Below are 25148 nucleotides of genomic sequence, written 5' to 3'. Positions count from 1 at the left end.
TTACTTTCCTTATTCGTGTTAAGCGGAAACTTTTCCGTCTGTATGTTGTTTCTTGAATTTTTGTTTTCGTCCGTGTAATCCATAATAGAGAAGTAAAGTGAAAGCAACGATAATAGCTGCGATAAAATACATATTATGGTAACTTGATTTCGCTGCGACGATACCTAAAATGAAAGAACCAAAACCGAGACCGCTATCAAAGAATGAGAAGTACGTAGCTGTCGCAGAACCACGTCGATGGTTTGCAGCGGCAGAGATCGCAATCGTTTGGAAACTTGGAATTAATGTTCCGTAACCTAAACCGATTAACATACCTGCGCCAAGGAACCAAAACGGAGTTTGTGCTTGACTTAAAATGAACATCCCAATTGTGAAAATAATAATAGCTGGGTAAACAAGTACATTTTCACCGAAGCGATCAAAAATCTTTCCTGTAAATGGACGAGAAATTACAACAACGAGTGCGTATACAATAAAGAAGTAACTAGCAACTTCTCCTAAACCGATTTCTTTCGCATAAATAGGAATAAAGGATAAAATACCACTATAAGAAAAGGCTAAAACAAATCCTGTCAGAGCAATCGGAATAGAGGATGGTTCAATTAAGTCCTTCCATTTCATTTTTTCTCGTTTTTGTTTGCTCACTGGTACTTCATGCGGAATATTTACAAGTAGTCCTAATAAAAATGCAAGTAATGAAAATACGGAACAAACGATAAATAGTACAGTAAATGAAAAATGAGAAATAATTGTTAAACCTAAAAAAGGACCAATTACCATAGGCAGACTCATGAATACGCCGAAATATGCAAGTGCTTCGCCTCGTCTATGAGCTGGCGCAACATCAGTTACAATTGTTCCTGTGGCTGTTGTTGCCATACCGAACCCAATACCATGTAAGAAGCGAAGGGCAAGTAATAAAAATAAACTTTGTGCACCGAAATACATAACGGTAGCAGCTAAAAATAATGAAAGTGAAATAAATAAAATTTTCTTTCTCCCTAATTCATCGAGCCATTTTCCTGTAAATGGTCTACATAAAACAGATGAAATAAGAAAAACAGTTGCAACTAAACCAATTTCCTCAGGTTTTCCTTTTAGGCCGTCTATTACATAGACAGGCAGAGTAGTCATAAGCATATAGAATGTTAAGAAGAGAAATAGACTACTAAAACAAGTTCCGAGGAAATCCTTTGTCCAAAGTTTCTCACTTTGCATCGTCATCCCTCCAATTTAATCTAAATTTTTAATGATTTTTTGTAACACTTCAAATGCTTGATGTAAATCATCTTCGTTAATATCTTCTAGTGTTTTTTCTTCGAAAGTATCAACTTCTTCTTGCCATACCGGAATCATTTTTATCGCTGTTTCTGATAAAGAAATGAGCTTCTCACGACGATCTTTTCCTTCTGTACGAATAATCCAACCCATCGTTTCCATACGTGTTAACGTACGAGTCATCGTTGGTGATTCAACATTTAAGTATTGGCACAATTCTGTTTGCGTACAAGAACCGGTTTGATTAATGCGGAAAATAACAGCCCATTGCGCACTGAATAGCCCAGTTGGAGATACGCGTTCATTAAATTTCTTTGTGAATTTTCGAGAAGTCTGGCTGACAATGTGAAAAAAATGTTGTTTTTCGTCCATGTATTTTGATCCTTTCAAATTAGTTACCTAGCTAACTATATACTTTTTTATTATAATTGTCTAGTAATAGACATGTTGAGTTATGTAAAAATTTCGTATAGGCTTTATGTTGAGAACGTACATTCTGTATGTTATTCTTTAAGTAAGTAAAGAATTTTCTTTCTATTAATTAGAATGGGGGAACTTGTGATGATTAAGCCTGCAACAATGGAGTTTGTTTCACTATCGAACGGAGAAACGATTGCGTATCAGGAAGTTGGAAGGCAAAATACAGAAATTCTTGTACTCATTCACGGAAACATGACATCGTCACAACATTGGGATTTAGTAATTGAAAAGCTGCAAGATCGATACCATATTTACGCTCTTGATTTAAGAGGATTTGGCCAATCAACATATAATCAATCGATAGATTCATTACAAGACTTTGCAAGAGATGTAAAACTATTTATCGATCAATTAAAACTAGAGAAATTTTCATTAATGGGCTGGTCAATGGGCGGTGGTGTTGCGATGCAATTTACAGCGAATCATCCAACATTTGTTGAAAAGTTAATTTTAGTAGAATCAGTAGGCATGAAGGGATATCCAATTTTTAAAAAAGATATAAACGGGCAGCCAATCGTATCAAGTTTAGTAAAGACGAAAGAAGAGGTTGCACAAGATCCCGTACAAATTGCTCCAGTGCTAGATGCGATAAAAAATATGAATAAATTATATTACCGTACAGTATGGAATCTATTAATATATACACATAATCAACCTGAACCGGACCGTTATGACAAGTATTTAGACGATATGTTAACGCAGCGTAATTTCGTAGATGTGAATTATGCGCTCATTACATTTAATATTTCGGATGAACATAACGGAGTTGTAGAGGGAAATAAAGAAATTCATCATATTAAAGCTCCGACACTCGTCATACAAGGTGACAGAGATTACGTCGTACCGCAAGTAGTCGGTGAGGAATTAGCAAAACATTTGCCAAATGCAGAGTTAAAAGTGTTAGAGGATTGCGGTCATTCGCCTTTTATTGATTGTTTAGATGTATTTATAAAACATGTAGAAGATTGGTTAGAATAGAAATAATCCCCGAAATGAGAAGTGTTGCATATACTATAACATTTGTATGTATAAGGGGAGAGAGTCAATGCATAATCCGCTTTTAATATATCATTCTCCATATAACCATCACCAACATATAAAATTTATTATTGATCCGATGTATATGCAAGTTTCACCATCTGTAGTTCCATTACAAATGCAATACCCACAGCCACCAATTGCTAGTGCACAGCAATACTTATATGGCTCATCATTTTATGGAAATCCATATTTCAAGCACTTTCACCACAATGTGAAAGCGCAAGTATGGGAAGGATAAGAAGCTAAAAGATTCATTCTTTTAGCTTCTTTTTTATTGCGAATATTCGTACACGCATTTGAAGAAACAGTTTATAATAAAAGGTGGACAGCGTGAGAAGGAGAGGGAAAGGGATGTCAATGCGTTTTACATTTTGGATTATGGTTGGAATTGTAGCAATCTCGGGTTTGTCACAAGGGATGCTCTTACCTGCCATTGCAATGATTTTTGAACAAGAAGGGGTTAGTTCAAGTATTAACGGTATTCATGCGACGGCATTATACATTGGGATATTAGTTATTTCACCGTTTCTTGAAAAACCGATGCAAAAGTTTGGAATGAAGCCAATTATCGTTATTGGTGGGTTTCTCGTTATTATTTCATTATTCTTTTTTACACAAACTTTTTCATTTTGGGTATGGTTTATTCTTAGATTTCTAGTTGGAGTCGGAGATCATATGCTTCATGTCGGAACACAAACATGGATTACGACAACATCAGACCCGAGTAAAATTGGTAGACAAGTATCGATATACGGTGTATTCTTCGGAATTGGTTTTGCGGTTGGTCCGTATTTAGCAAGCACTGTGCAGTACGGTCTTGCAACGCCATTTATTATATCTACGATACTTTGCTTAATAGGTTGGCTTTTATTACTCCCAACGAAAAATGCATTCCCGGCGCAAGATGAAAGAGAAGTGAAGGGTGAATCATCATTTTCTCGTTATAAACAAGTTTTTGGATTAGGATGGATTGCATTACTAGGACCGCTTGCATATGGTGTACTGGAAGCAATGTTAAATAGTAACTTACCAGTATACGCGCTTCGTAAAGGATGGTCTGTTTCAGATGTATCCTTCTTATTACCAGCGTTCGCAGTTGGGGGCATTATTACACAAATTCCGCTCGGTATATTAAGTGATAAATACGGAAGAGATCGTATTTTAACGTGGACGTTCAGCGTAAGTACGGGTATTTTCCTACTTACAGCAGTATTTGATCAATATTACTGGATCGTTTTTGCCTGTATGCTGTTAGCTGGTATGGTCATTGGATCGTGTTTCTCATTAGGTCTTGGATTTATGACAGATTTATTACCGAGGCACTTACTACCAGCAGGTAATATATTATCTGGAATCGCCTTTAGTTTAGGTAGTATTATGGGACCTGTATTAGGAGGCGTATTTATAGAAAAAATACAGTATACAAGCTTTTTTATTGCGGTTATGATTATAATGGGAATTCTCGCAATGGTATATATGGTCTACATGAAGAATCAATTCGCATCAAGAAAAATAGAAAGTAGGTTAGGGCATGACAAAACAACCTAATAAAAAGAAATTTGAAGTACTCGAAAACGAAACAATTACAGACTGCTTAGCACGTATGGAACGAGAAGGCTATGCGCCATCACGTCGCATGGAAGAGCCAATCTTTCATGAAGTGAAGAAAAACGGCAAAACAGAAGTTGAACCGTGTGGTAGGAAAATTGTTTTTGAGGGAAAATTGAAGTAATAAGTTATATAAAAAGAATGTGCTTTTGGGTACAAGCAAGATAAAACATATAGTCACATAAAAAACGCTGTTGATTCCAATATCAATAGCGTTTTTTATTGTTACAAAATATATAGGTCAAAATGAATTTCTGCTTGAATGGAACTAGCAAAATCAATTATATCTTTTTGTAAATACATCGCGGGTGATTCGTTATTCTTCACTTGAATCACTACTATAAAAAGGTACTCTAAACTATATTTCTTCTTGAGATGTTTTAATTGTTCTGTTTTCCCTTCAAGGAATTTTAGAATAACATGCAACTGATTATTTATATCGTATGATTCTTCGTATCCAGTGCTTAAAGTCCAATCCGTCTCTTTTCTATATATGATTTTGGTGGATACAAGATTCGGATTATCACGTCTTGCAACAACATCACCTTTTTTATAAATTCTTGTAGGCTCGATACTTAGGGCGTCAGTAATTGCTTCAACAGGGAATATATCACCCGTTGCACTAAAATAAGCCATAACTTTGGTCTTATCCAGAATGGTTCCTCCTCTATTATTAAGATGTTAATCTTATTACATTATAAAAATTTATGAATGTAAATAGAATTTTTATCCTGCTATTTGTGGGCAGCAAAGCTTCTAATGAGAGGAAAGTAGGTGAGAGCCAATTATCCATAAAAGCATGATTAGTGTGTGTGAATAAAACCTTACTAGTTTCATTGTATTGAATTCCAGCGTTGGGATATTAGTGAAAGCTGGATACCTATACCTTTGTAGGAAAGAACAATTATACAAAAGTAGGATGCTTAAAAATATATTAATTTGTATGATAAAAACAAAACATATTTTTAAAAATCAGAATGTAGGGGAGGGGGAAATATATAATGATACAAAGCATATATGAAACTCATTTACATGTAAGGAATTTAGAAAAGGCGATAGATTTCTATCAAAATAAGTTAGGCTTAACGGTAGCAAAAAAACTATTGAAAAGACGAGTTGCGTTCTTTTGGATAGGAGAAAATAAAGAGCAAATGCTCGGGTTATGGGAAATGCATACGAATGAAGAGTTTGAGACGAAACACTTCGCCTTTCGTGTAGATTTAGAGTTTTTAAATGCTTCAAAATTATGGTTAGAGAAACGTGGAATAAAGGTAGTAGGGAGTCAGGGAAAAGGAAATCGAGAACCGATTGTCCAAAGATGGATGCCAGCTGCAAGCGTATATTTTCTAGATTGTGATGGAAATAAATTAGAGTTTATTTCCATGTTATATGATGATCCAGATGAATTAGAATATGCAACGTATTTAAGTGAATGGGATGCTGAGCATCAAGAAAAATAAAGTTTAATCAGTGGGAGCTTTATAGATTTGTACTATGTAAAATAGATAGGAATACAAAAAGATCCCTCAAGAAAAAGCGTGTTCTTGAAGGATCTTTTTATACTTTATATATTTATATTGTTTGTAACTTAATAACGATCTTCAGCTTTAGATATTTCAGCGCGTTGAATATAACCATCAGAGAAGCTGAAATAAAGAGAATAGCTTCCTCGATTATATATAAAGCCTTCACTAGTCATATCCTCACCGATTCCATCTGGTTCACCAAACCACTCTTTTAATTCGTTGATAGAGATATCCATTTTCACCCATATATATTTAGCGTCTGAAGGGTACATATCAATATTATAATCTCCGTATACCGCTGTATTAGGGGCATCACATTCTGTACATGGTGCTTGCTTCCAAACATCAGGCGCTCCAAATTCTTTTTTTACCTCAGATATATCTTTACCTAGTGCATCTAATTTAAATGGACCAAACGTCCCATTCTGTAAAGCTGTTGTTAACATTTGTTTCAGTTCTTCTTTTGAGTTGATGTTGAAATTATAAGATCTGTTCTTGGCTATTGCATTATAGAAAAATTGTGCGTATTGCTCACGCTTCACAATCATGTTGCCATTAAAATTACCTGATTCGTCACCTTGTGCTATACGGTTACTACGCACTGCATTTACAGATTCATAGGCCCAATGACCTTTTGGTACATCTTTAAAGCTCCCTTGTCCTTTTGATTCTAGATGAAATGCTTTTTGTAACACTACTGCCATCTCATACCGAGTTAATACATCATCTGGACGAAATGTACCTGATCCATCACCTGTCATAATTCCAGCTTGCGCAATGGCTTTAATATCCTTTTCAAACATATGATTTGTAATGTCACTAAACATATTCGCCTGTTTATCGTCTGCTATTAAACCTAAATGTCGATTGACTAAAGAAGCTACCTGTCCTCTAGTAACATTGTCCCCAAAACCAAATTTCCCATTTCCGTATCCCTTATAAATCCCTGCTGATGCTAAGTAATCGATAGCAATTTTTGACCAGTGGTCCTTTGGTACATCTGTAAATACAGTGTCATTATTGCTAACTACCTTATAGCTATTTGCATTACCATTTGTTTTCGTAGTTGTTTCTGCATTTACTGTGCCTACCATCGTTGTAGTTGCTAGTGCTGCGGTTAGTACGAATCCAAAAAACTTTTTAACTTTACTTGTTTTTCTGCTCATTTGTGTGCCCCCTTGTTAAAGTAAACGTATTGAATAACCTTAGTAAACATTTAATATACTTAAATGTTTACATCGAGATTATAACATATAAATGATAAATGTTTACCATAAATTTCTATGGAATAAATATCTATTTTGCTAATCTGCATGAAACTTAATCATAGTATCTATAAATATTCATCTCTATTTAAAAATGGTATATAGAGTGAAATGTAAAGTAACTCAAAAATATACAATAAAAGTTGATTTTGAAGTTATTTCTATAAATCCATTCAACGAAATTATTTAAATCCCTTTTCGCTATTTGTGAACAGTAAAACGTTCCTTTTTTCAATCTACGATAGAAGATAGAACATATATTTGGTATAATCAAAACATACTATATGAAACGATGTACATGAGTTTGATATTTATGTAATAAGGTAAGGAATACATAACAATAACTACGCTATAGGATTCAGTTCATGTTATACAAATCGATCGTTAGAAAGGAAAAGAAGTAATGAATCAAATTTCATTTGAAGATTTATTTGAAGAAGAAAACGAGAAAGGAAAGGTGGAGGTGACTGAAATACCAGTACCTTTATCACCACTGCAAAAAGATATATTGGAATTAATGGATTCTGAAGAAATAAGTGCACTTGAGCTATGTGAACAATTAATACGAGCTGGAAAAATATCAGATGAAAGATTCACAACGAATAAGCCTAAAGCATATGGAGAAGTATGCTTACTATTAGAAGGTTTTGTTAAAGAAGGAAAGCTTATTTTTGTCAAAAGTGATGAGAAAAGAGATAGGGTTTATAAATTGAATGAAGAAATGTTTAACGCATAAGGTGTACAAGAGGGGATGAATAATTTCCAGGGGAAGTTCATTCGTTTTTCTCATCAAAAAGGTGTCAATCTTGCTTAGATTGACACCTTTTTGATCATTTAACATCTAACATACTTACGTTTGAAACCAAGTCTTCCTCTATCAAGTTCTTTCTGAATACTTTCTGTAGCATTTAGCAAACTGCTCTTTTTATTTTCACGTTTTACTTCGACTATACCAACTTCTTTTGCGATTTCGACTGCCTTTTCGTGTAGTGGCACATATGAAATCGCTACTGTGTTTAGAAAAGTATTCATAGCGGATTTTGTTCGTTCTGGCGAATCATGAATCGTATTGTTCACCATTTCAAGCATATTGGAAATTTTGCTTTCGGAAAATTCATTGTCTTTACGATTGCCTAAAAGCCAGCAGTAGCAACTCCAGCCTGCAGACATTCGTAGCTCGTCTCCACTTGCAATCCATGTATCAGCAACGTCTTGTGCCATATTTGACTCTGATAAAGTTACTGCTACAACATAATCAGATAGCATATAAAAATACGCCCCATCCATCCACCGATTAAAATCCGATTCACTCATAGCTTTTGGATCGGCAATAATGCCTGCAAAGTACATAGCATCGTAGTTGCCTGTGGCATAAAGTTCTTCAGCTAATTCTTGATTTAATTTTATTTTTTTAGCGATTGGTTTCATAGCACCTATGGCTACGCCGAAAACTGGCTCGTGTGCGCCGTTAGATATGTATATTTTTTTTGTTCTTTCTTTACCAAGGGCCTCAAGCTCTTGCATAACTGTATTAAAATCCATTGCTGTGCACTTCCTTCCTTAATATAAAGACCATTTTAACTGCGAACAACTAGCCTATATTTTTTATCATGTCTTCCATACATCTCAATTTTAAGTCTTATGTGAGTAGGATGTCCACTTTGTGTAATTTATCGATAATTTAGTTAGTTGTTTATTGTTGTGAAGATACAACATGAAGATAAAAGGGGGGAGAAACAATATGGATGTATGGCTCTCCGCATAGTGAGGGGATGTAAATAATGCTTTCTCTTTGACGCGTTTGCTGTAGTATCATGTTATCCTTTAATAAGGTAATAAATGGGGTTTTATATTAAATATGTGAGGTCGATTCTAAATGATAAAGAAATTTACTAGAGTGGTACTAACTACGGTGATGCCAATCAGTTTCATTATGGGTTGTGAGAACGATGAAAAAACTAAAGCAAAAGAGCCGAAAGTGGTACAATCTGAGAAAAAGGACTATATGGATTATTCATATGGTAGCAAAGGTATATTAGTAAGTGGCAAAGCGAAAGAGCGTCAACAATACGAGGTTGGGTTTATAGATGATAACAAGTTAATAGGGATTGATGAAAATATCGAGGACTGTATTATTTTAGATAATAAAGATGAAGCAAGTTACATTTGGAAACAAGTAGAGCGGGGAGCTATTATTGAAGTGCAATTTGGTAAGGACCGCAACGATATCGTAGGCGTACAACTAGTAGGAGATCGTGATCCATATGAAATTAGTGATAAGTTTGATCGAAATACGATAAATGAGATTGTCGAAAACGTTAAAGGGAATTTGTAATAAAAGTTAAAATGAAAAAATGTAAGTTTACTTTATTAATTATCCCTTTTGTGAGTGTTTTTGACGGTACTTATAATTAGTTGTAAAATAATGTTCGTTAAGGGGTTTTATAGAAATTTGACTTAGAAACTATGATTTGCCTGCTGAGGATAGAAAGTATTTATAAAAGGATATAATAAACATATTTTTATACATACATAAGTGATGAAAAAGTTATATTAGAAGTACATAGTAGATTCATAGTCTTTCACTAATGAGAAGATAAAGGGAGGTTAAGATATTTACACGAGCTGTGTAAATATTACATATAGCAATGAATACAATTATAAAAAAAAGAGTAATTGCACTATCAACAAGTTTAGTAATGTTAGGGAGCGCACCTTTAGTGATATCAGCAGAAGAGAGTAAAAATCTTCAAACTGATCAACTTCTTATCGCGCAAGGGGAGAGTGGCACGAGCGGATTAAGTTATTCTAATTTCAATCTAGAAACTCCAGATCACATGCAAATTAACGAAGCAGAAGTATCAGAAAACGAGAAAATACTTCTAGAAGAATATAAGCATAAACATTCTGAAACAGAAGAACTAAATAAAATGAAAGAAGCTAAAACAGGTCAAGTAGCAGAAGATGAAGCTATTTCAAACATTGAAAAGGCATTTGAACATGTAGATGGTCGAAATGATGGTTCTCCTCGCGAAATGAAGCCGGTTGAAAAGCCAAGAGCTATTCAGTATAGTGCATCGATGACTACAAAGAAATATGGAACACTTGCAGGTGCCCCGTTTGTAGAGTGGATTGTTCCAGCAGGAAATCCTGATATTCGCCCGGCCAATCCGATGAAAGCACGTTACATTACAATTCATGAGACTGCAAACACAGCTCGCGGTGCGAATGCTGAAAATCATGCGAAATATTTGTATAAACAAGCAACGGAAGGTACGTTCCGAACAGCTTCATGGCATTTTACAGTAGACGATAAACAAATCTATCAGCACCTACCAACAAATGAAAATGGTTGGCATGCAGGAGATGGTGATGGCTCAGGAAACAGAGAATCTATCGGTATTGAAATTTCAGTTAACCAAGACGGAGATTACAATAAAGCGTTAGAGAATGCGAAGCGACTTGCAGGTTACTTAATGAATAAAGAAGGAATTAGCGCGGATCACATTTACAGGCATCAACAATGGAGCGGAAAAAAATGTCCTGATATTTTAATTTCTCGTGGGAATTGGACTGGTTTCGTACAAGGTATTCAATGGTATGCAAATGTTAATGCGCAAATTGACTCGCCTTTACAAGAAAGAAACGAGTTATTTGATTCAAATGAATTTAATCCAGCGGAACCTAGCATGGAGCTAGTCGTTAATGGTGACGGTATAAACGTACGTAGCGGTGCAGGAATTGAACATCAAACTGTTCGTAAAGCTTCAAACGGAGACCGTTACAAAGTGTTAGCAGTTAAAGACGGTTGGTACAAAGTAGGAAATGGAGAATGGATTTTTTATAATCCAAGTTGGATTAAAATTAACTACAATGTACCAAAAGAAGAAGTACAAAAGCCAAAAGATGATATTACAGGTGGATGGTTTGAGGGACATATTCGTAAACTTCACAGTCTAGGTATTATGCATGGGGAAGGAAATGGTGTATTTGCGCCTTACCGTAATGTAACGAGAGCTGAGTTTGCGACATTAATCGCAAATGCTCTTAAACTACCAGAAGGAAATAAGTCATTTATAGATATTAACAAAGCGCATTCATCACTTCATAGCGGTATTAAACGTAGTGCAAGTGCAGGGATTATTAGCGGTCGTGGCGGAGGGGTTTTTGACCCGAATGCACCAATCACTCGTGAAGAAGCATCGATTATGATTGATAACGCATTACAGTATAAAGGTGTTACAGGTGAATTAGTCGCATTACCATTTAGGGATACACATTTGATCACATACAAACAGCCTGTTCAACGATTATACAGCTTGCAGGTAGTTACTGGCGTTGGAAATAATGAGTTTAATCCTAAAGGTACAACAACTCGTGGTGAGGCAGCTGCCTTTTTAGTGAAGATGTTAGATGCAAGTCAAAAATAGAAAGAATGGTAAAGGAGCTATCCAAAATGAAAATTTGGAACAGCTCCTTTTTATTTTAGCCCCTATGAAGCCCCTTCCAAGCCCCTCATAAGCACCTACCAAGTAATAAATCACTAAAAAAACAAAACAAAAACAAAAACAAAAACAACTACAAGAACAACAAAGCGCGAAAAAATAAAACCGGCGTTGTAGTAGTTAAAAAAGTTTGGAATTCAAATGCAAAAACAAAGCCCTTATTCCTATATGTATATTGAAAGATTGAATTCTGCCTTTTTATGAATAAAAGGAGGAGGTAAATATATGGCGGTGTACCGTAATGTGCAGGTGAGCTTTTGGCAAGATGAATTCATATTAGATTTAACGCCAGAGGAGCGTTATTTTTACATATATTTGTTAACTGGTACGAAAACGAAGCAATGTGGAATTTACGTATTACCGAAGCGTGTGGCAGAACTGGAAACAGGCTACAGTATGGAAACTGTTGAGAAGCTGTTAAATAGATTTGTTGAATACGGAAAGATTTTATACGATGCGGAAACGAAAGAGTTATACATACTAAATTGGCTACACTATAACCCTATTTTAAATACAAATGTAGAGAAGTGTGTGTTACGTGAGTTAAAGACTGTAAAAAATAAAGAGTTCATACATATGTTTTTATGTAAATGTCTTGAAGAAGAATGGAAGATTCCATTGTTATTGCAGCATTTTGGTATGCCAAAAGAAGAGGATAATAGTAGTTTACAAGAAGTTGTTGAGGAGAAGGAAGAAGAGATAGAAGAGGATACGTTGCATAGTGAAGTTTATAAGTTTTACGAACGACATATAAGTAATCTATCTCCATATATCGTGAAAGAATTGAAAGAGTGGATACAAAAGGTTTCAGGAGAGACAGTACGAAAGGCACTTAAAATTGCGTTTGAACATAATAAGCGAGCGCTTGCTTATGTGAAGGGGATTTTGAGGAATTGGTGTAAGAAAGGGCGAGTAGATTTCATTGAAAGAAAGGAAGGTGTACATAAGAGAGAGGTATGTAGTTTGTATGATCCATAGTATGAGAAAGTATGGGTTTTTCAACTTTTCTAAAAGGTTCTTCATTAAATAGAAGCGAATAGTTTGAGAAAGGAGGGGTTATATGGAAGTCGTCATAAAGAAGAAACGAACTAGAGGTAAGAGAATTTTTATTTGGTCTAGTAGTATCGTTCTTTTGTTAGTTATTTGTACAGTGATTTTTTTGAACATATATACGCTTAGTTCTGTGCCAAAGATAGATGGGACGATAAAGCTAGAGGATTTACAACATGCTGTTCAGGTAAAGCGGGATAGTAAAGGGGTACCGCATATTAAAGCGGAAAATGCACACGATTTATATTTTTCGCAAGGGTATGTACAAGCACAAGATCGTTTGTTTCAAATGGATTTAAGTAGAAGGCAAGCTTCTGGGATGTTAAGTGAAGTTGTAGGGGAAGCAGCTGTCGATCGAGATAAGTTGTTTCGAACACTCGGTTTACGACGAGCAGCCGAAGCGTCTGTTAGTCAATATGACGGGGAAGCGAAATATGCCCTGCAGTCATTTGCTGATGGGGTGAACGCTTTTATACGCGAGGCAAAAGAGGAAAAGAAATTGCCAGTTGAGTTTACTATATTAGGATATGAGCCTGCTGAATGGTCCATTGTTGATACGTTAACGATTGGAAAGTATATGGCATTTGACTTAGGTGGACATTGGCACGGACAGGCGTTTCGATATTGGGCGCTAAAAAATTTACCGAAAGAGCAAGCAAATGAGCTATTTCCTACATATCCGAAAGATGCACCTAGATTGTTAGCTGAACTGAAAAATACAAATGTGGACGTAGCACAAAGTTTTGCAAAAGCGGTCATTCCGCCAGAGTTTAATGGTAGTAATAATTGGGTCATAAGCGGTGAGAAGAGTGCGTCTGGTAAGCCAATTTTAGCGGATGATCCTCATTTATCTCTTGCGACGCCTTCTATTTGGTATCAATCGAAACTTGAAATGAAAGGTTTGAATGTGAGTGGCGTTATTTTCGCAGGAGTACCAGGTGTTATTTTAGGTCACAATGACAAAATAGCATGGGGTGTTACGAATACTGGTCCTGATGTGCAAGATTTATATATTGAGAAGCGAAATCCTAATAATGAAAATGAATTTTTGTATAACGATAAGTGGGAAAAAGCTACTGTTGTTGATGAATCTATTAAAGTAAAAGGCGGGAAAACAGTTCCGTATAATGTGACGGTTACGAGGCATGGACCAGTTATTTCAGAGTTTGCGGATAAAGGAAAAGAGAAAACGAAAACGGTATTCGCTTTGAAATGGACTGCTTTGGAGCCTTCTGCTGAATTAAAGGCCGTATTAAATATGAACAAAGCGAAAGATTGGAATGAGTTTGAAACGGCACTTCAAGACTTTCATACACCAACTCAAAACTTTGTATTTGCATCAAATGACGGCACAATTGCTTATAAAGCGAATGGAAATATACCAGTGCGTAAAAAAGGTGACGGGAGTTTGCCAGTGCCAGGGTGGACAGATGAATATGAATGGGAAGGGTATATCCCATATGATCAACTTCCAAAAGTAATAAATCCAAAACAAGGGTTTATTTCAACTGCAAATAATAAAATTGTGGATGATAATTATCCGTACCATATTAGTAATACGTGGGCGCAGCCATATAGACAAATGCGTATTCAAGAATTTTTACAAGAGAAAGAAAAGTATACGGTGAAAGATTTAGAAGAGCTACAGATGGATCAAAAAAATTTATACGGGAAAGAATTTGCTCCTATATTGTTAAAAGAGTTAAATAAAGCATCTTTAAATGAAGTAGAGAAAGAAGGCGTAAAACAATTAACAAAGTGGAATTTTAACGATAGTAAAGATGAAGCAGCACCATTACTATTCCATTTATTAATGAAAGAGATTTCGAATACGTTATTTTCAAAAGAAATACCGAAAGATGTGATGGAGTTATTTGAAGGGAAGTCACAAGTAGTTGATGAATTGATTCGAAAAGAAGTGGCAGGAGAAAATAGCGCTTGGTTTACGAAGTACGGAGGTTTCACGAAAGTTGTGCATACATCGTACGAAAATGTAATGAAGAAATTACAGAAGGAATATGGCCCTGATGTTGCGGAGTGGAAGTGGGGCGATTACCATCAACTGGCGTTCACACATCCAATTTCAAAATCATCTAGTATGCTAGCACTACTTGCATTTAATCGTGAAAAACCAATTCCAATCGGCGGCAGCCAAGTTACCGTTCAAGCAGCGAGTTACGGAGAAAACGGTATTGTCAATCACGGAGCTTCTTGGCGATTCGTGATTGATACGAAAGATATGTCAAACGGTTATCATATCGTAGGACCAGGACAATCGGGACATTTTAGAAGCGATTGGTACCATGATCAAATAGATGATTGGGTAAACGGAACGTATCATACGACTTCATTGAATACGGAGGGGATAGAGGGGAAGGTGTTAACTTTAGAGCCGAAGTGATAATATTTCCACTGATGAAAACTGTTAAATTAGAACATAACCAAGTTCTTAAATAATTTTAAAAGCCTACTATCAGATAAATTGATAGTAGGCTATTGTATTTTAGAGGATAAGATTCAATGATTTTATTATGACAAAACAGTAAGTGTTTTAACATTTACTTATACGATAACGGGCCTTATTTACTCTGTTACAAAAGAAACCACAGAAAGCGTTCTTTTTTTGTTACTCATTTTTATACACCGCAAAACATTTTGTTATTCAATAATTCCAATTTCTAGAGCCTTTTGAACAGCTTCTTCTTTGTTACGAACTCCTAGCTTTGTATAAGCTGTGGAAGCATAATTTCTGACCGTACCATTCGATAAATATAACCTTGATGCTATGGTAGTGTAACGAAGTCCTTTTGCTACTAGCTGCAATATTTCTATCTCCCTAGCTGTTAGCTCATAAGCGGTTGCTTTTGATTGTGGTGTCTCTTTTTGCTCATCAAACTTCTCAAATATTTTGTGAGACATTTCCTGATCAATTAGTGTCCCACCTTTGTGAATAAGTCGGATCGTATTAGCTAGCTCCAACGTTTCAATAGATTTGAGTAAAAAACCATCCGCACCGTTGCGAAGCGATTCCAACGCCTGTTCGGTATCTTGAAACGTTGTAAAAATCAATACGCGGATATGTGGCCATTGTTGCTTAATCTTTTTGGTTGCTTTGATTCCATCCATGTGCTGCATATCTAAATCCATAAGTATAACATGGGGTTGAAGGCGCCCACACAAATCGATGGCTTGATTGCCATCCTCAGCCAAACCGACTACATTTAAATCTTCATATCTATCGAGTAATGTCCTCAAACTTTCTCGAACAAATGGCTGATCGTCTACAATTAACAAACGAATAAGTCCATCTTTTATTTCAGTTTGTCGTGGTATGGTACATGTAACAAGCATTCCTTCCTCTGGCTTTGTATATACAGACAATTGACCTTGCAAGTTCATTGCCCGCTCTTTCATCGCATTCATACCGAAGCCTTCCTGCCATTCTACATTTCCTTTTCCATTATCTTGAACTTCTAACCTCGTATATTGTTGTTCAAACTGCAATGAAACTATAATTTCAGTTCCCTGACCATGACGTACTGCATTCGTAAGAGACTCTTGTAAGCAACGAATGAATGCGATCTTCACTTGCCGAGACAATTGATATTCCTCTCCGAATGTCCGAAAACTTACATTTACCTGGGCGTGCTCCTGAAATTCGGCTCCAAGATTTTGTAGAGATTGAATCAAGGAAGGCGATTGACACGGAGAATCCATTTGATGTAGGTAACCTCTCACGTCCTCGATGCTTTTCCGTCCCATTTCAAGCAGAGAGTCTAGCCTCTGTATACCCATTTCAGTAGAAATTTCGGTACGCAACGTTTCCATTCCCATAATAATAGAAGTATAAGCGTGACCAACTGTATCATGAAGCTCATTCGACAGTCTGTTTCGTTCCTCTGCCAGTGTAATGCGTTCAATCTGAGACATATACTGCTCAAGTACCGCGTTTTGTTTACGAATTGCTTCATTTTGCTTATGATTGACAATTAATAAATGAAAGGCGAATCCCATTACATAAGCGAATCCATAATAGATGACCATAACCCAATAGCTATTACTTGGCGCAACCGCATAGAAAATTCCAGTTGTTATAAAAACTGTTGTTGGAGCTGTCCAATAATAGGACAAATGCTTACTATTTGCTGCGATAAGAAACACTGATATAAGAAAAATATTGTAAGCCTCTGGAAATAAAGAGGTTAAATATATACATAGTCCACCATAAAGCAATATTTCTGTGAATAAATAATATTTATAATTGAATAGTAAGGCTACCCATGGAACAGAGAAGGCAATAATTTCCCAAAGAATAATAATCCAAAGTGGTAATGTTAAACCATCCTGAAAATTTAATGTAGCTAGAATGATAGACACACTAGCAAGTAGACGGATTCCTAACATAATCCAATCATACCAAAACCAATATTTAACCATATCAAACAAGTCATTTACCCCCTAAATAGCCTACCTTTTTACTTCCTATATTATAATTTAATCCTTCCTGCCTTATTATACTTTTTATTTTAAAACGGCGATACTACTCACAGACTGCAAATTTCTATTGATTTAGTTGCCGAATCATACTACGTGTATAGCCTCCAATTTTCTTTGTCAAACCATCTACTATTCTAATACTTATGGCGATACATACTATACCCATAAACATTACAAAGAGTGACTTGGTAAAAGTATCTATCTGTATGAATATAATGTTCATTTCGATGTATCGATACAGTAGTGGTGCCAACAGCAACATAAGTGGCATTACATAAAAAATGGTTGCACTAATGAGACTAATAATGCCAATCGCAAATTTCTGCATTAACCAATAGACAGCAGACCAAGTGCGACGATCTGTAAGCACTAATTTCATCTGAGCCCAGTTCGATGTATCCATTGTTATCCTTCTATCGTAAGAGTCTGTTGAAATGTCTGTATAAATTTTCGTCTGTATGCGCTCGAATTGGATAAAAGGTGTAGTAGTCTGTAGTACGCGTATAACTAGTGGAATCCCAATTACCGTGAATGAAAGGGTGAAGCTGAATAGCAGAGCTATTAGATAAAAACAAAAATAAAACAAGCCTGTAACGAAAGTTAGCAATAAAAAATAACCGTTCTGGATGAATCTTGATTTCATAAAGTTCATCGCTCCTATCTATGTAATAACCGAATTGTACTGCTTTTTTTGTCATTCTCACTAGTGTAAAAGTGTCATATGACAGTTCTAAATGATGCTAAAAAGGGGAGAGTAACCTACTTCTGGTTAAAAAAGATGCTTATATTAATCTCCATAAAACAATCCCTTCTGGCAGATGCAAGAAGGGATTGTTTTGTACTTTTATTTAATATGAGATGGACTTGTTTTTCGAATGTGAAAAATAATATCAAATTGCTCAAGCAATGAAGTATCAAAGTATAACGAACTGTTCGGGAGGATTTGTCCCCCTAAACTTAGTAATGGTCTTTTTGCTTTAACCCATTTCTCTGCTTGTCCTTTAAGGTGACGGTTATCCAATAAAAACATGTTATATGGTACTTTTCCGAGGGTATAGTTAAAACTATTTACATTTTGTGGAATCGTATCCGTTGTAATCTTACCCCCGGTGGAAGGATTATATTCGCTGTATAAGGTGAAATTCCCCTCCGTAGTTGTACTACCAATTGTGACGTAATTATTGTCTAAACGTTCCTTTAAAAACTGCCCCGCAACATCAGGGTATAATTCCTCATCGATAATGCCTTTAGCAATATGAATATTGTGTGCCCAAACCATCGTTTTACCACCAAATGTCTCTTGTGCCCACATTGCATGATCGGCCAAGTATTGCTCATGTAGCTTTATCATACTTGGATAGTCGTTAGGCAGTAGCATTGTGGTAAATTTCTCTATTGCACTTGCCGTTGCTTTCACCCAGATGTACTCAGGTGAAACTATTTCTGTGTTGGCTTGCACATTCTCATCTTTTAGTAATCGGGCTACTCTCTCAGCGTTTGCTTTGAACTGCTCTTTCAATTCAGGAGTAAGTTTCATATATTCCTGTACACTTCCAGTAAAAGACGATAATTCTTTATAATTTTCTTCTACTTCTGCCAGCAAATCTGGTCGATGCACCCTTACATAATCAATTACTTTATTAAAGCTACCTTGGTCCAACGTTTTTAAGTCGAGCCCAATAAATTGGATCTTTTTTTTATTGGATGAATCAGCATTATAATCTTTCATCCACTCAATCATGGCTATAATTTCATCAGTAGGATATAACAATTTTAAAAATTCCCTAGGGTTTCCTTTTCCTGTTTGGATATATTCATTTAGCTTTAAGCCGTTTCCCCAATCTTCTTCCATTGTGAAATTTGTAAAACCCATCTCAGTAACCAAATATTTCACAAGTCGAAACTTCATAGTGAAAATTTCAGAGCTTCCATGAGTATTCTCTCCTAATCCTACATATTGTGCACTCCCAATCATTTTCTTAAGTGGTTTTAAATCCTCAAATGATTTTGACGGCTCTATCGTTTTTAATGGATAAGCCTGTGATTGTATTGATTTAACTATATTTTTTTGGATTGATTGACCTGAATTTTCGACTGCTACCGTTTGAGCGTTTCCTACTTCCCCACATCCTGTGACTAATAAAGCTGTACTAACCATTGCAATTATTCTTTTCTTATTCATTTTTTTCCACCCCAATTGAATTATTTTTAAAAGCAAGATTGATTCATGTACTTGCACGTAACAATTGCCTTCATTCAATTGTTATCTATCCCATATCATATTTTCTAGTTACATATTGTCATAAGGTTAATTGACACAGGTCATAGACTAATCATTACACTTTTGTACTATCGGCTATGACAACTTATAAATAATAATTACATTGATGAGTCGCAAGTAAGACTAGATTATAAATTTGGGAGGGATTTTAAAGATGAATGAATCTGTATGCCAAAATATTTTTATGCTAAGTTGTGTCTGTGGAAATGAGAAGAAGTAAATTCGATAAACAAGTGAATTAAAGGGGAAGGGCGGATTACAATGATATTACACGCAAAATCGTTTCACAATAAAGATAAAATCCAACGTGCTAAAATAGGACTTCAACTCTTTCTGAGTATCTTAATCATTACTTCTATTATCTTAAATGTAGTAGTAATAATTACTAAAAGTATGCCGCTTATTGTGGTATATATGTTTACCCCAGCATTTTCTTCTATTTTGACTCGCATAATACTGAAAGAAGGGTTTAAAGATGTATCTTTTAGTCTCGGTAACTTAAAGATATGGAAGGGGATTGGGTTTGCTCTGCTAATACCTATGATTATTTGTGGAATTACTTATTCTATCGCCTGGTTGAGCGGAATTGCGGAGTTTCAGCATCCCGAAGGTGGTATGTTAGAACCGATCTACAATATACTTGGACTTCAGTATCTACCGGAACCATTCAGTTTCATTTATCTAGTAATATTGAGCGGCATTTTAGGAAGTTTGCTTAACTTAATCCCAGTTTTAGGAGAAGAAATGGGTTGGCGAGGTTATATGCTCACAAGGCTAGTCGATGCAGAGTTTTCACGGCCTATCCTTATTAGTGGATTGATTTGGGCAACGTGGCATGTTCCAATTGTTATTGCTGGTCTATATGTAGAGGGATCATCTATCCTACTTTCAGTACTTGGCATCTATTTTTGTATTGTGCCCTTCAGTTATATTACAGCTTATTTACGACTTATCACAGGTAGCGTTTGGCCTTCGGTTATCATCCATACCACTTGGAATGCCATTATACAAGGACCTTTCGCACGTGCAAGTACAGGATATCAAACTGAGATTTGGATTGGAGAATCTGGCTTGATAACCGCTAGTATTATCTTAATTACTGCAATAATTACGTCTCGAATAGTAAATCTTACTAAATAGCATACGGATGTGTTTTAAATTCAATTAGTGAAATATGACGAGGCGCAATTATGGATGTTCAAAGACATGAAAGTAATACAAATGAGATTCTTATTTCTGCTGAGAGCTATTGAGCAGATGAAGTACGTGATTGCTCGTGAATTAGGAGTCACATTAGGACCGGATACATCAGCACGTGCAAATGGTTCTGTCGGTGGAGAAATTACAAAACGCTTAGTTCGAATGACAGAAGAACAATTAACAGGACAATATAGGTTACAGTAAGTTAAGGTGATAAATAAAAAAACATATATGGATTCTTTTCAGACTGTGGAGAAAATCTTCTCCACAGTCTGTTTTTGTGTAAAAAGAGGAGTAAGGACTTCTGGAAGAAATACAACGGATACTGAAAGCATTGATTCAATTCTTTTGATTTCATCAGTACTCCAGTTGAAAGTTTTTACAATAAGTATAGCGTTTTTTTTATTTTGAGGATATAATTTTAACTTCGCTTGATGAGCATGTGGCGTTACCCTATTATGTTTTTCTTATGACTATCAATCGAATATCAAAAATTATGTAATGACCGAAATATATTTTTCGGAAATTTGTTTTTTTATTAATTATATATCTGAATATATAATTTTATTGAATAGATAAATTATTGACAAAGAGAGGGGTCTATAAAATGAATTTCATTGCAAAATTAATAAACCGCTTATTTTATAATACTATCAGTATAAAAACGTGATGTCTTTTATAACAACGAGGGTTATTTAAGGGGGCAGTTCATTTTTCTCTAATGAGGAATTGGAGCTGTTTTTATGATGGAATATACTTTCACTTTTAGGAACGGATATTTTCAAATGCTAACCCTTAATGAAATAATGATATGTTATAATTTTCATAATATATATGCAAAGAAGGGATGGAATGAGCACACAAATAAAGGTAACACCGGAACAATTAGAACAAGCTGCTAAAACCGTAAGCAATACGAGATCATCATTAGAATATATACATAAAGATTTATACTCTCAAATTGAATATATAGCTTCTCAGTGGAGCGGAGCAAGCAGTGATCGTTTCTATCAGATGTTTAATGAAGCAAAACCAATGATGTTTAACATTTTGCAAGAATTAGATAAAATCGCAGTAGAATTAGAACGTGCAGCTGTTAAATTCCGAGAAGCGGATGAATCGTATGACGGAAATTTAGTTGACTCTGATATTCAAGAAGGAGCCATGTGTGGAAAACTCCCTCCAAAATCAGAAGAGTCATTTTTCAATAAAAAGGATTTAAATGCTGCGTGGACGGGTATTTCTACTGGTTTTGTAGATGGTGTTGTAGATGCATGGAAAGGATTCGTAGCTTTAGGAGATAAAGAAACTTGGTTAAATATGCGAGATGCGATTGTAAACTATAGAGAGACTATTCCTGCTGCATGGAACACTGTATCAGATATATTTATGAATAATTTTTGGAATGGAGATCTGGAAAGCAGAGAACATTATGCAGCTTACGCAGTCACTACGCTACTCACAGGCTTTGTTGGTAGCAAAGGTCTAGATAAAGTAGGACAAGCAGGTAAGGTGGCTGCTATTACAGGGTTTACTAAAGGGAAATCACTTGTGACTAATTCTCCGGCATACAGAAATGCATTACACATATTAAATAACTATGAATTTAAAGCTGGTAATCATCTTTCATATGCAGGTGTCGGTAGTACACAACCATATTTACAGAAAGCAGCTACGTATACTTATGAAGGTGCAAATGGACCAAAAACGATTCGTTTGCGTAAAGGAGACTTAGCAGGAGATAAGCACCCTGTTACAGGTATTCCGTATGATGCTGAAGGATTTCCTATTTTTGAATCAAAAGGCGAGGTAATGTTAAAAGAGGCAGATTTCAAAAAGTCTAGAACAACACAGTCTAGAAAGTGTAGTAAGGCATTATATGAACAAATAATGGAAAGTCCTGAATTAGCTTTAAAATTTACGGATGAAGAAATTCAATTATTTAAAATGGGAAAAACTCCAGAGCATTATACATGGCATCATCATCAAGACACTGGAAGGATGCAACTTGTAGATTATCAGACTCATCATGATACTGGTCATACAGGTGGATATAAAATTTGGGGAAAAGATAGCGATAAATAGGGAGGTATTTAGCCATGAGTCACATTACATGGATTAATGTAAATGAAAAAAGAGTAACAGATGACCAAATTAAACAATTAGAACAATACTTAAATATTAAATTTCCTAATGATTTTATTGATTGTGTACAAAAATATGATGGTGGATATCCAACGCCAGATACATTTAACATTCCAAATCAAGATGAAAATTCACTTAATAATCTTTTAACCTTAGATTCTGATAGAAAATATTCAATTCTAGAAACATATAATAGTACGAAAGATAGATTACCTGACAAAATATATCCTTTTGCTAGAGATCCATTCGGCAATCTTCTATGCTTTGATTATCGAAACAACACTGATTCACCAATAATCGTATTCTGGGATCATGAGGAAGAAGACATAGAGGAAGCAATATATCCTGTTTGCTCAACATTTACAGAATTACTTGCTAGTCTACGTGATTTCGAAGAAGAAGATTGAGGGAACTAAAAAAACGTCCTAGAATTCTAGGACGTTTTTTTATGATTTACTAATTTTCTAACCATCATCCGCTTTCTCAAGTTTAATTACGATTACTTTTTTGGATTACCTTTATATTACAGCATCAACAGTTATTGTAGCTGAACGAACTTTAAACAAGATTACTGGAGATACGGAAACAATATGGATTCAAGAAAGTCAATAACTGTGATGTAGAAAGACATGAAAGTAGGAACTAATTATACAGTGTAGAATGCTGAATTAACTATAGACACCTTTCATTTGGTACCCATTTTCTTGTCCATATATTGAGACAAGAAAATGGGTACTTCTTAAAGAAGTAATTATTACTTTGTACACAGTTAAGCATTTATTTGTATGATGGTGTGATTTTTGAAAGAAGAACAAAGGAATTCTTAACTGCAAAAGTAAATAATGAAGTAAATATAAAAGTAATACAAATAAAAAGCGAATATAGATAAAATTTTTTTGATACATTTATGATTATAAAAATTTATTTATACGAAAAATATAATTTAATTAGGCCGTTAGAAGGAAGGCGACAATTTCAATTGTATAAGGACAAAAAAGGAGCGGAAATAAGCTCCTTTTTATTTACCTTACTATTTTTAGGAGGTTAGTATGAATAAGATATGAATAAAGGATGAATAGCATTTTTATGGATGAAAATTCCACTCTTTTTTTAATGGAATATATGTGAAACGTTGTATAGAATAAGCAAGAATGCCAAAAATTACAGGAGGAAAGTTGTGAAGAAAAATAAGAGTTTAGTAAGTTTTTTAGGAGTGTGTATGATGTTGTTTTCTTTTTGTTTCCAAGGAAATGTACAGGCAGATGTGAATACTGTTCAATCAGGAAAGATAAAGTCAGGAAACGTAACGGTGTGGGAAGTTGGAAATGTATCGAAAGTGTTAGCGGATGTAGAGCGCTTAAATTTAAATACAGTAAATGTACCGATTCAGGTAGATATTCCGAACGTGACTTCTACGAACATGGTAATTAATCAAGCGCAAAAGCAACAGGCTATTATTTTAATTCAAGAATTATCAAAGCGTAATATTCAAGTTATTGTGGAACCGTTCCCGTATATTCAGCAAGGAAATGTTGGGGAAACGGAATGGAATCCGAGTAATATTAATGATTTCTTCTGGAATTGGAAAACGGTTATTCTGCAAGACATCTTTCATTCGATTACGAGTAAATACAATGTGTACGGACTTAAGATTGCCTCTAATTTCGTGAACATGGAATATGCAGAAGGATACTGGAACGATACGATTGATTTTGTTCGTAAGCAGTATAAAGGAAATGTTTTGTATCAAATGAATTGGTGGTTAACAGCAAGCTTTGATCTTTCGTATGAAGCAAAGTTTAAGGAGAAAATCAATCGTCCGTATTTAAAAAAGGTTGATATTGTAAGTATCGATAGTTGGTTTGAAGTTTCGGGAAAAAGAAATCCAACATACGAAGAAGTAAAGCAAAGTTTATTTGCGACGACAGTGTATAATCGTGGGCAAAATGTTGTGCAGCAATTGGAACAATTACATAAAGCAACAGGAAAGCCCGTTTATTTTGGTGGATTTAACGTTCCGGCGCGTGAGCTTGGATTACAAAATCCGTGGAATCCAGATGTTTCTAATGTGTTTTCAAAGGACGTACAATTAAACGGATGGCGCGCTTACCGAGAAGTATTAGAAACGAAACCGTATTTTAAAGGTTTTTCCATTTGGTTTATTGGCTCTCATAATAGTACGCATGCGTATCAAATACATAGTAAAGAAGCAGAGGCAGTTATTAACGGCTGGTACCGAAAATAATTTTTATTAAATAGGTAAGTTTTGAAT

Annotated in this window: 22 protein-coding genes and 1 pseudogene; 15 read left to right on the top strand and 8 right to left on the bottom strand. The window is 35.2% G+C overall.

The features are described from left to right. Positions 1-18: 18 nt before the first annotated feature. Together NHG49_RS16620 and NHG49_RS16615 are read right to left on the bottom strand one after the other, a co-directional pair. Positions 19-1218 carry an MFS transporter gene (locus tag NHG49_RS16620; protein ID WP_001190340.1) on the bottom strand — a complete coding sequence of 400 codons (1200 nt, stop codon included), beginning with the start codon at positions 1216-1218 and terminating at the stop codon, positions 19-21. A gap of 15 nt (positions 1219-1233) precedes the next feature. Next, positions 1234-1650: a MarR family winged helix-turn-helix transcriptional regulator gene (locus NHG49_RS16615; RefSeq protein WP_064475837.1), complete on the bottom strand. Its 417-nt coding sequence runs from the start codon at positions 1648-1650 to the stop codon at positions 1234-1236. Between the two features lie 174 nt (positions 1651-1824). Here NHG49_RS16615 and phaZ point away from each other — a divergent pair, with 174 nt between their 5' ends. From phaZ to NHG49_RS16595, 4 genes are all read left to right on the top strand, one after another. After that, a complete protein-coding gene (phaZ, locus tag NHG49_RS16610; protein WP_141669121.1) occupies positions 1825-2736 on the top strand; it encodes an intracellular short-chain-length polyhydroxyalkanoate depolymerase in 912 nt (303 codons plus the stop codon). Positions 2737-2803: 67 nt separating this feature from the next. Continuing rightward, complete coding sequence (locus NHG49_RS16605) at positions 2804-3037, top strand: hypothetical protein (protein ID WP_064475835.1); 234 nt, start codon at positions 2804-2806, stop codon at positions 3035-3037. Positions 3038-3150: 113 nt separating this feature from the next. After that, positions 3151-4347: an MFS transporter gene (locus NHG49_RS16600; protein WP_258126308.1), complete on the top strand. Its 1197-nt coding sequence runs from the start codon at positions 3151-3153 to the stop codon at positions 4345-4347. Further along, positions 4331-4531, top strand: coding sequence for an NETI motif-containing protein (locus NHG49_RS16595; RefSeq protein WP_064475833.1), 201 nt, complete (start codon positions 4331-4333; stop codon positions 4529-4531). The genes NHG49_RS16600 and NHG49_RS16595 overlap by 17 nt, the downstream gene beginning before the upstream one ends. A 101-nt stretch (positions 4532-4632) precedes the next feature. On the opposite strand, the gene NHG49_RS16590 is transcribed toward NHG49_RS16595, so the two are convergent. After that, a complete protein-coding gene (locus NHG49_RS16590; RefSeq protein ID WP_098112110.1) occupies positions 4633-5043 on the bottom strand; it encodes a DUF4279 domain-containing protein in 411 nt (136 codons plus the stop codon). 365 nt (positions 5044-5408) lie between these two features. Here NHG49_RS16590 and NHG49_RS16585 point away from each other — a divergent pair, with 365 nt between their 5' ends. Further along, positions 5409-5867, top strand: a complete 459-nt coding sequence (locus tag NHG49_RS16585; protein WP_064475831.1) for a VOC family protein — start codon at positions 5409-5411, stop codon at positions 5865-5867. 128 nt (positions 5868-5995) lie between these two features. Here the strand turns inward: NHG49_RS16585 and NHG49_RS16580 are convergent, their stop codons facing one another. Next, a complete protein-coding gene (locus NHG49_RS16580) occupies positions 5996-7099 on the bottom strand; it encodes an S-layer homology domain-containing protein (RefSeq protein ID WP_258126307.1) in 1104 nt (367 codons plus the stop codon). Between the two features lie 502 nt (positions 7100-7601). On the opposite strand from NHG49_RS16580, the gene NHG49_RS16575 reads away from it, so the two are divergent. Continuing rightward, on the top strand, positions 7602-7934 hold the full coding sequence (locus NHG49_RS16575; RefSeq protein WP_064475829.1) for a DUF3895 domain-containing protein: 333 nt from the start codon (positions 7602-7604) through the stop codon (positions 7932-7934). Between the two features lie 98 nt (positions 7935-8032). On the opposite strand, the gene NHG49_RS16570 is transcribed toward NHG49_RS16575, so the two are convergent. Beyond that, the gene (locus NHG49_RS16570) at positions 8033-8740 is read right to left on the bottom strand and encodes a DNA alkylation repair protein (protein ID WP_064475828.1); all 708 of its coding nucleotides are present in this window, start codon (positions 8738-8740) and stop codon (positions 8033-8035) included. Positions 8741-9074: 334 nt separating this feature from the next. Here NHG49_RS16570 and NHG49_RS16565 point away from each other — a divergent pair, with 334 nt between their 5' ends. From NHG49_RS16565 to NHG49_RS16550, 4 genes are all read left to right on the top strand, one after another. After that, positions 9075-9533 carry a hypothetical protein gene (locus tag NHG49_RS16565; RefSeq protein ID WP_064475827.1) on the top strand — a complete coding sequence of 153 codons (459 nt, stop codon included), beginning with the start codon at positions 9075-9077 and terminating at the stop codon, positions 9531-9533. A 313-nt stretch (positions 9534-9846) separates the two neighbouring features. Then, a complete protein-coding gene (locus NHG49_RS16560) occupies positions 9847-11628 on the top strand; it encodes an S-layer homology domain-containing protein (RefSeq protein ID WP_098111612.1) in 1782 nt (593 codons plus the stop codon). 300 nt (positions 11629-11928) lie between these two features. Then, complete coding sequence (locus NHG49_RS16555) at positions 11929-12681, top strand: DnaD domain-containing protein (RefSeq protein WP_098111613.1); 753 nt, start codon at positions 11929-11931, stop codon at positions 12679-12681. Positions 12682-12763: 82 nt separating this feature from the next. Further along, positions 12764-15154 carry a penicillin acylase family protein gene (locus NHG49_RS16550; protein ID WP_149174090.1) on the top strand — a complete coding sequence of 797 codons (2391 nt, stop codon included), beginning with the start codon at positions 12764-12766 and terminating at the stop codon, positions 15152-15154. Positions 15155-15411: 257 nt separating this feature from the next. Here NHG49_RS16550 and NHG49_RS16545 read toward each other — a convergent pair whose 3' ends face one another. The 3 genes from NHG49_RS16545 to NHG49_RS16535 all read right to left on the bottom strand — a co-directional run bounded on the left by NHG49_RS16545 (position 15412) and on the right by NHG49_RS16535 (position 19432). Next, positions 15412-17199: a helix-turn-helix transcriptional regulator gene (locus tag NHG49_RS16545; RefSeq protein ID WP_258126305.1), complete on the bottom strand. Its 1788-nt coding sequence runs from the start codon at positions 17197-17199 to the stop codon at positions 15412-15414. A 115-nt stretch (positions 17200-17314) separates the two neighbouring features. Next, positions 17315-17893, bottom strand: a complete 579-nt coding sequence (locus NHG49_RS16540) for a sensor domain-containing protein (protein ID WP_088047160.1) — start codon at positions 17891-17893, stop codon at positions 17315-17317. A 201-nt stretch (positions 17894-18094) separates the two neighbouring features. Then, positions 18095-19432, bottom strand: coding sequence for an erythromycin esterase family protein (locus NHG49_RS16535; protein WP_088047161.1), 1338 nt, complete (start codon positions 19430-19432; stop codon positions 18095-18097). A 360-nt stretch (positions 19433-19792) separates the two neighbouring features. Here NHG49_RS16535 and NHG49_RS16530 point away from each other — a divergent pair, with 360 nt between their 5' ends. The 5 genes and pseudogenes from NHG49_RS16530 (at position 19793) to NHG49_RS16510 (ending at position 25121) form a co-directional block, all read left to right on the top strand. Then, the gene (locus tag NHG49_RS16530; RefSeq protein WP_088047162.1) at positions 19793-20671 is read left to right on the top strand and encodes a CPBP family intramembrane glutamic endopeptidase; all 879 of its coding nucleotides are present in this window, start codon (positions 19793-19795) and stop codon (positions 20669-20671) included. A 50-nt stretch (positions 20672-20721) separates the two neighbouring features. After that, positions 20722-20935: pseudogene (locus tag NHG49_RS16525) on the top strand (alpha/beta-type small acid-soluble spore protein). A 648-nt stretch (positions 20936-21583) separates the two neighbouring features. Further along, on the top strand, positions 21584-22816 hold the full coding sequence (locus NHG49_RS16520) for a WXG100 family type VII secretion target (protein ID WP_240368458.1): 1233 nt from the start codon (positions 21584-21586) through the stop codon (positions 22814-22816). 14 nt (positions 22817-22830) lie between these two features. Beyond that, positions 22831-23283 carry an SMI1/KNR4 family protein gene (locus NHG49_RS16515; RefSeq protein WP_000018399.1) on the top strand — a complete coding sequence of 151 codons (453 nt, stop codon included), beginning with the start codon at positions 22831-22833 and terminating at the stop codon, positions 23281-23283. Between the two features lie 770 nt (positions 23284-24053). Then, a complete protein-coding gene (locus NHG49_RS16510; RefSeq protein ID WP_258126300.1) occupies positions 24054-25121 on the top strand; it encodes a glycoside hydrolase family 113 in 1068 nt (355 codons plus the stop codon). Positions 25122-25148: the final 27 nt, after the last annotated feature.

The organism is Bacillus sp. IBL03825, from assembly GCF_024712505.1.
Taxonomy (GTDB): Bacteria; Bacillota; Bacilli; order Bacillales; family Bacillaceae_G; genus Bacillus_A; species Bacillus_A wiedmannii.
Note: the sequence above shows the minus strand (reverse complement) of the source record. Positions and strands in the feature narration are given on the sequence as shown.

Coding starts and splice junctions, on each gene's coding strand:
- NHG49_RS16540 (WP_088047160.1), bottom strand. CDS start 17,893: ATGAAATCAAGATTCATCCAGAACGGTTATTTTTTATTGCTAACTTTC.
- NHG49_RS16535 (WP_088047161.1), bottom strand. CDS start 19,432: ATGAATAAGAAAAGAATAATTGCAATGGTTAGTACAGCTTTATTAGTC.
- NHG49_RS16550 (WP_149174090.1), top strand. CDS start 12,764: ATGGAAGTCGTCATAAAGAAGAAACGAACTAGAGGTAAGAGAATTTTT.
- NHG49_RS16600 (WP_258126308.1), top strand. CDS start 3,151: ATGTCAATGCGTTTTACATTTTGGATTATGGTTGGAATTGTAGCAATC.
- NHG49_RS16530 (WP_088047162.1), top strand. CDS start 19,793: ATGATATTACACGCAAAATCGTTTCACAATAAAGATAAAATCCAACGT.
- NHG49_RS16560 (WP_098111612.1), top strand. CDS start 9,847: ATGAATACAATTATAAAAAAAAGAGTAATTGCACTATCAACAAGTTTA.
- NHG49_RS16615 (WP_064475837.1), bottom strand. CDS start 1,650: ATGGACGAAAAACAACATTTTTTTCACATTGTCAGCCAGACTTCTCGA.
- NHG49_RS16585 (WP_064475831.1), top strand. CDS start 5,409: ATGATACAAAGCATATATGAAACTCATTTACATGTAAGGAATTTAGAA.
- NHG49_RS16555 (WP_098111613.1), top strand. CDS start 11,929: ATGGCGGTGTACCGTAATGTGCAGGTGAGCTTTTGGCAAGATGAATTC.
- NHG49_RS16595 (WP_064475833.1), top strand. CDS start 4,331: ATGACAAAACAACCTAATAAAAAGAAATTTGAAGTACTCGAAAACGAA.
- NHG49_RS16575 (WP_064475829.1), top strand. CDS start 7,602: ATGAATCAAATTTCATTTGAAGATTTATTTGAAGAAGAAAACGAGAAA.
- NHG49_RS16520 (WP_240368458.1), top strand. CDS start 21,584: ATGAGCACACAAATAAAGGTAACACCGGAACAATTAGAACAAGCTGCT.
- NHG49_RS16565 (WP_064475827.1), top strand. CDS start 9,075: ATGATAAAGAAATTTACTAGAGTGGTACTAACTACGGTGATGCCAATC.
- NHG49_RS16580 (WP_258126307.1), bottom strand. CDS start 7,099: ATGAGCAGAAAAACAAGTAAAGTTAAAAAGTTTTTTGGATTCGTACTA.
- NHG49_RS16620 (WP_001190340.1), bottom strand. CDS start 1,218: ATGCAAAGTGAGAAACTTTGGACAAAGGATTTCCTCGGAACTTGTTTT.
- NHG49_RS16515 (WP_000018399.1), top strand. CDS start 22,831: ATGAGTCACATTACATGGATTAATGTAAATGAAAAAAGAGTAACAGAT.
- phaZ (WP_141669121.1), top strand. CDS start 1,825: ATGGGGGAACTTGTGATGATTAAGCCTGCAACAATGGAGTTTGTTTCA.
- NHG49_RS16590 (WP_098112110.1), bottom strand. CDS start 5,043: ATGGCTTATTTTAGTGCAACGGGTGATATATTCCCTGTTGAAGCAATT.
- NHG49_RS16570 (WP_064475828.1), bottom strand. CDS start 8,740: ATGGATTTTAATACAGTTATGCAAGAGCTTGAGGCCCTTGGTAAAGAA.
- NHG49_RS16605 (WP_064475835.1), top strand. CDS start 2,804: ATGCATAATCCGCTTTTAATATATCATTCTCCATATAACCATCACCAA.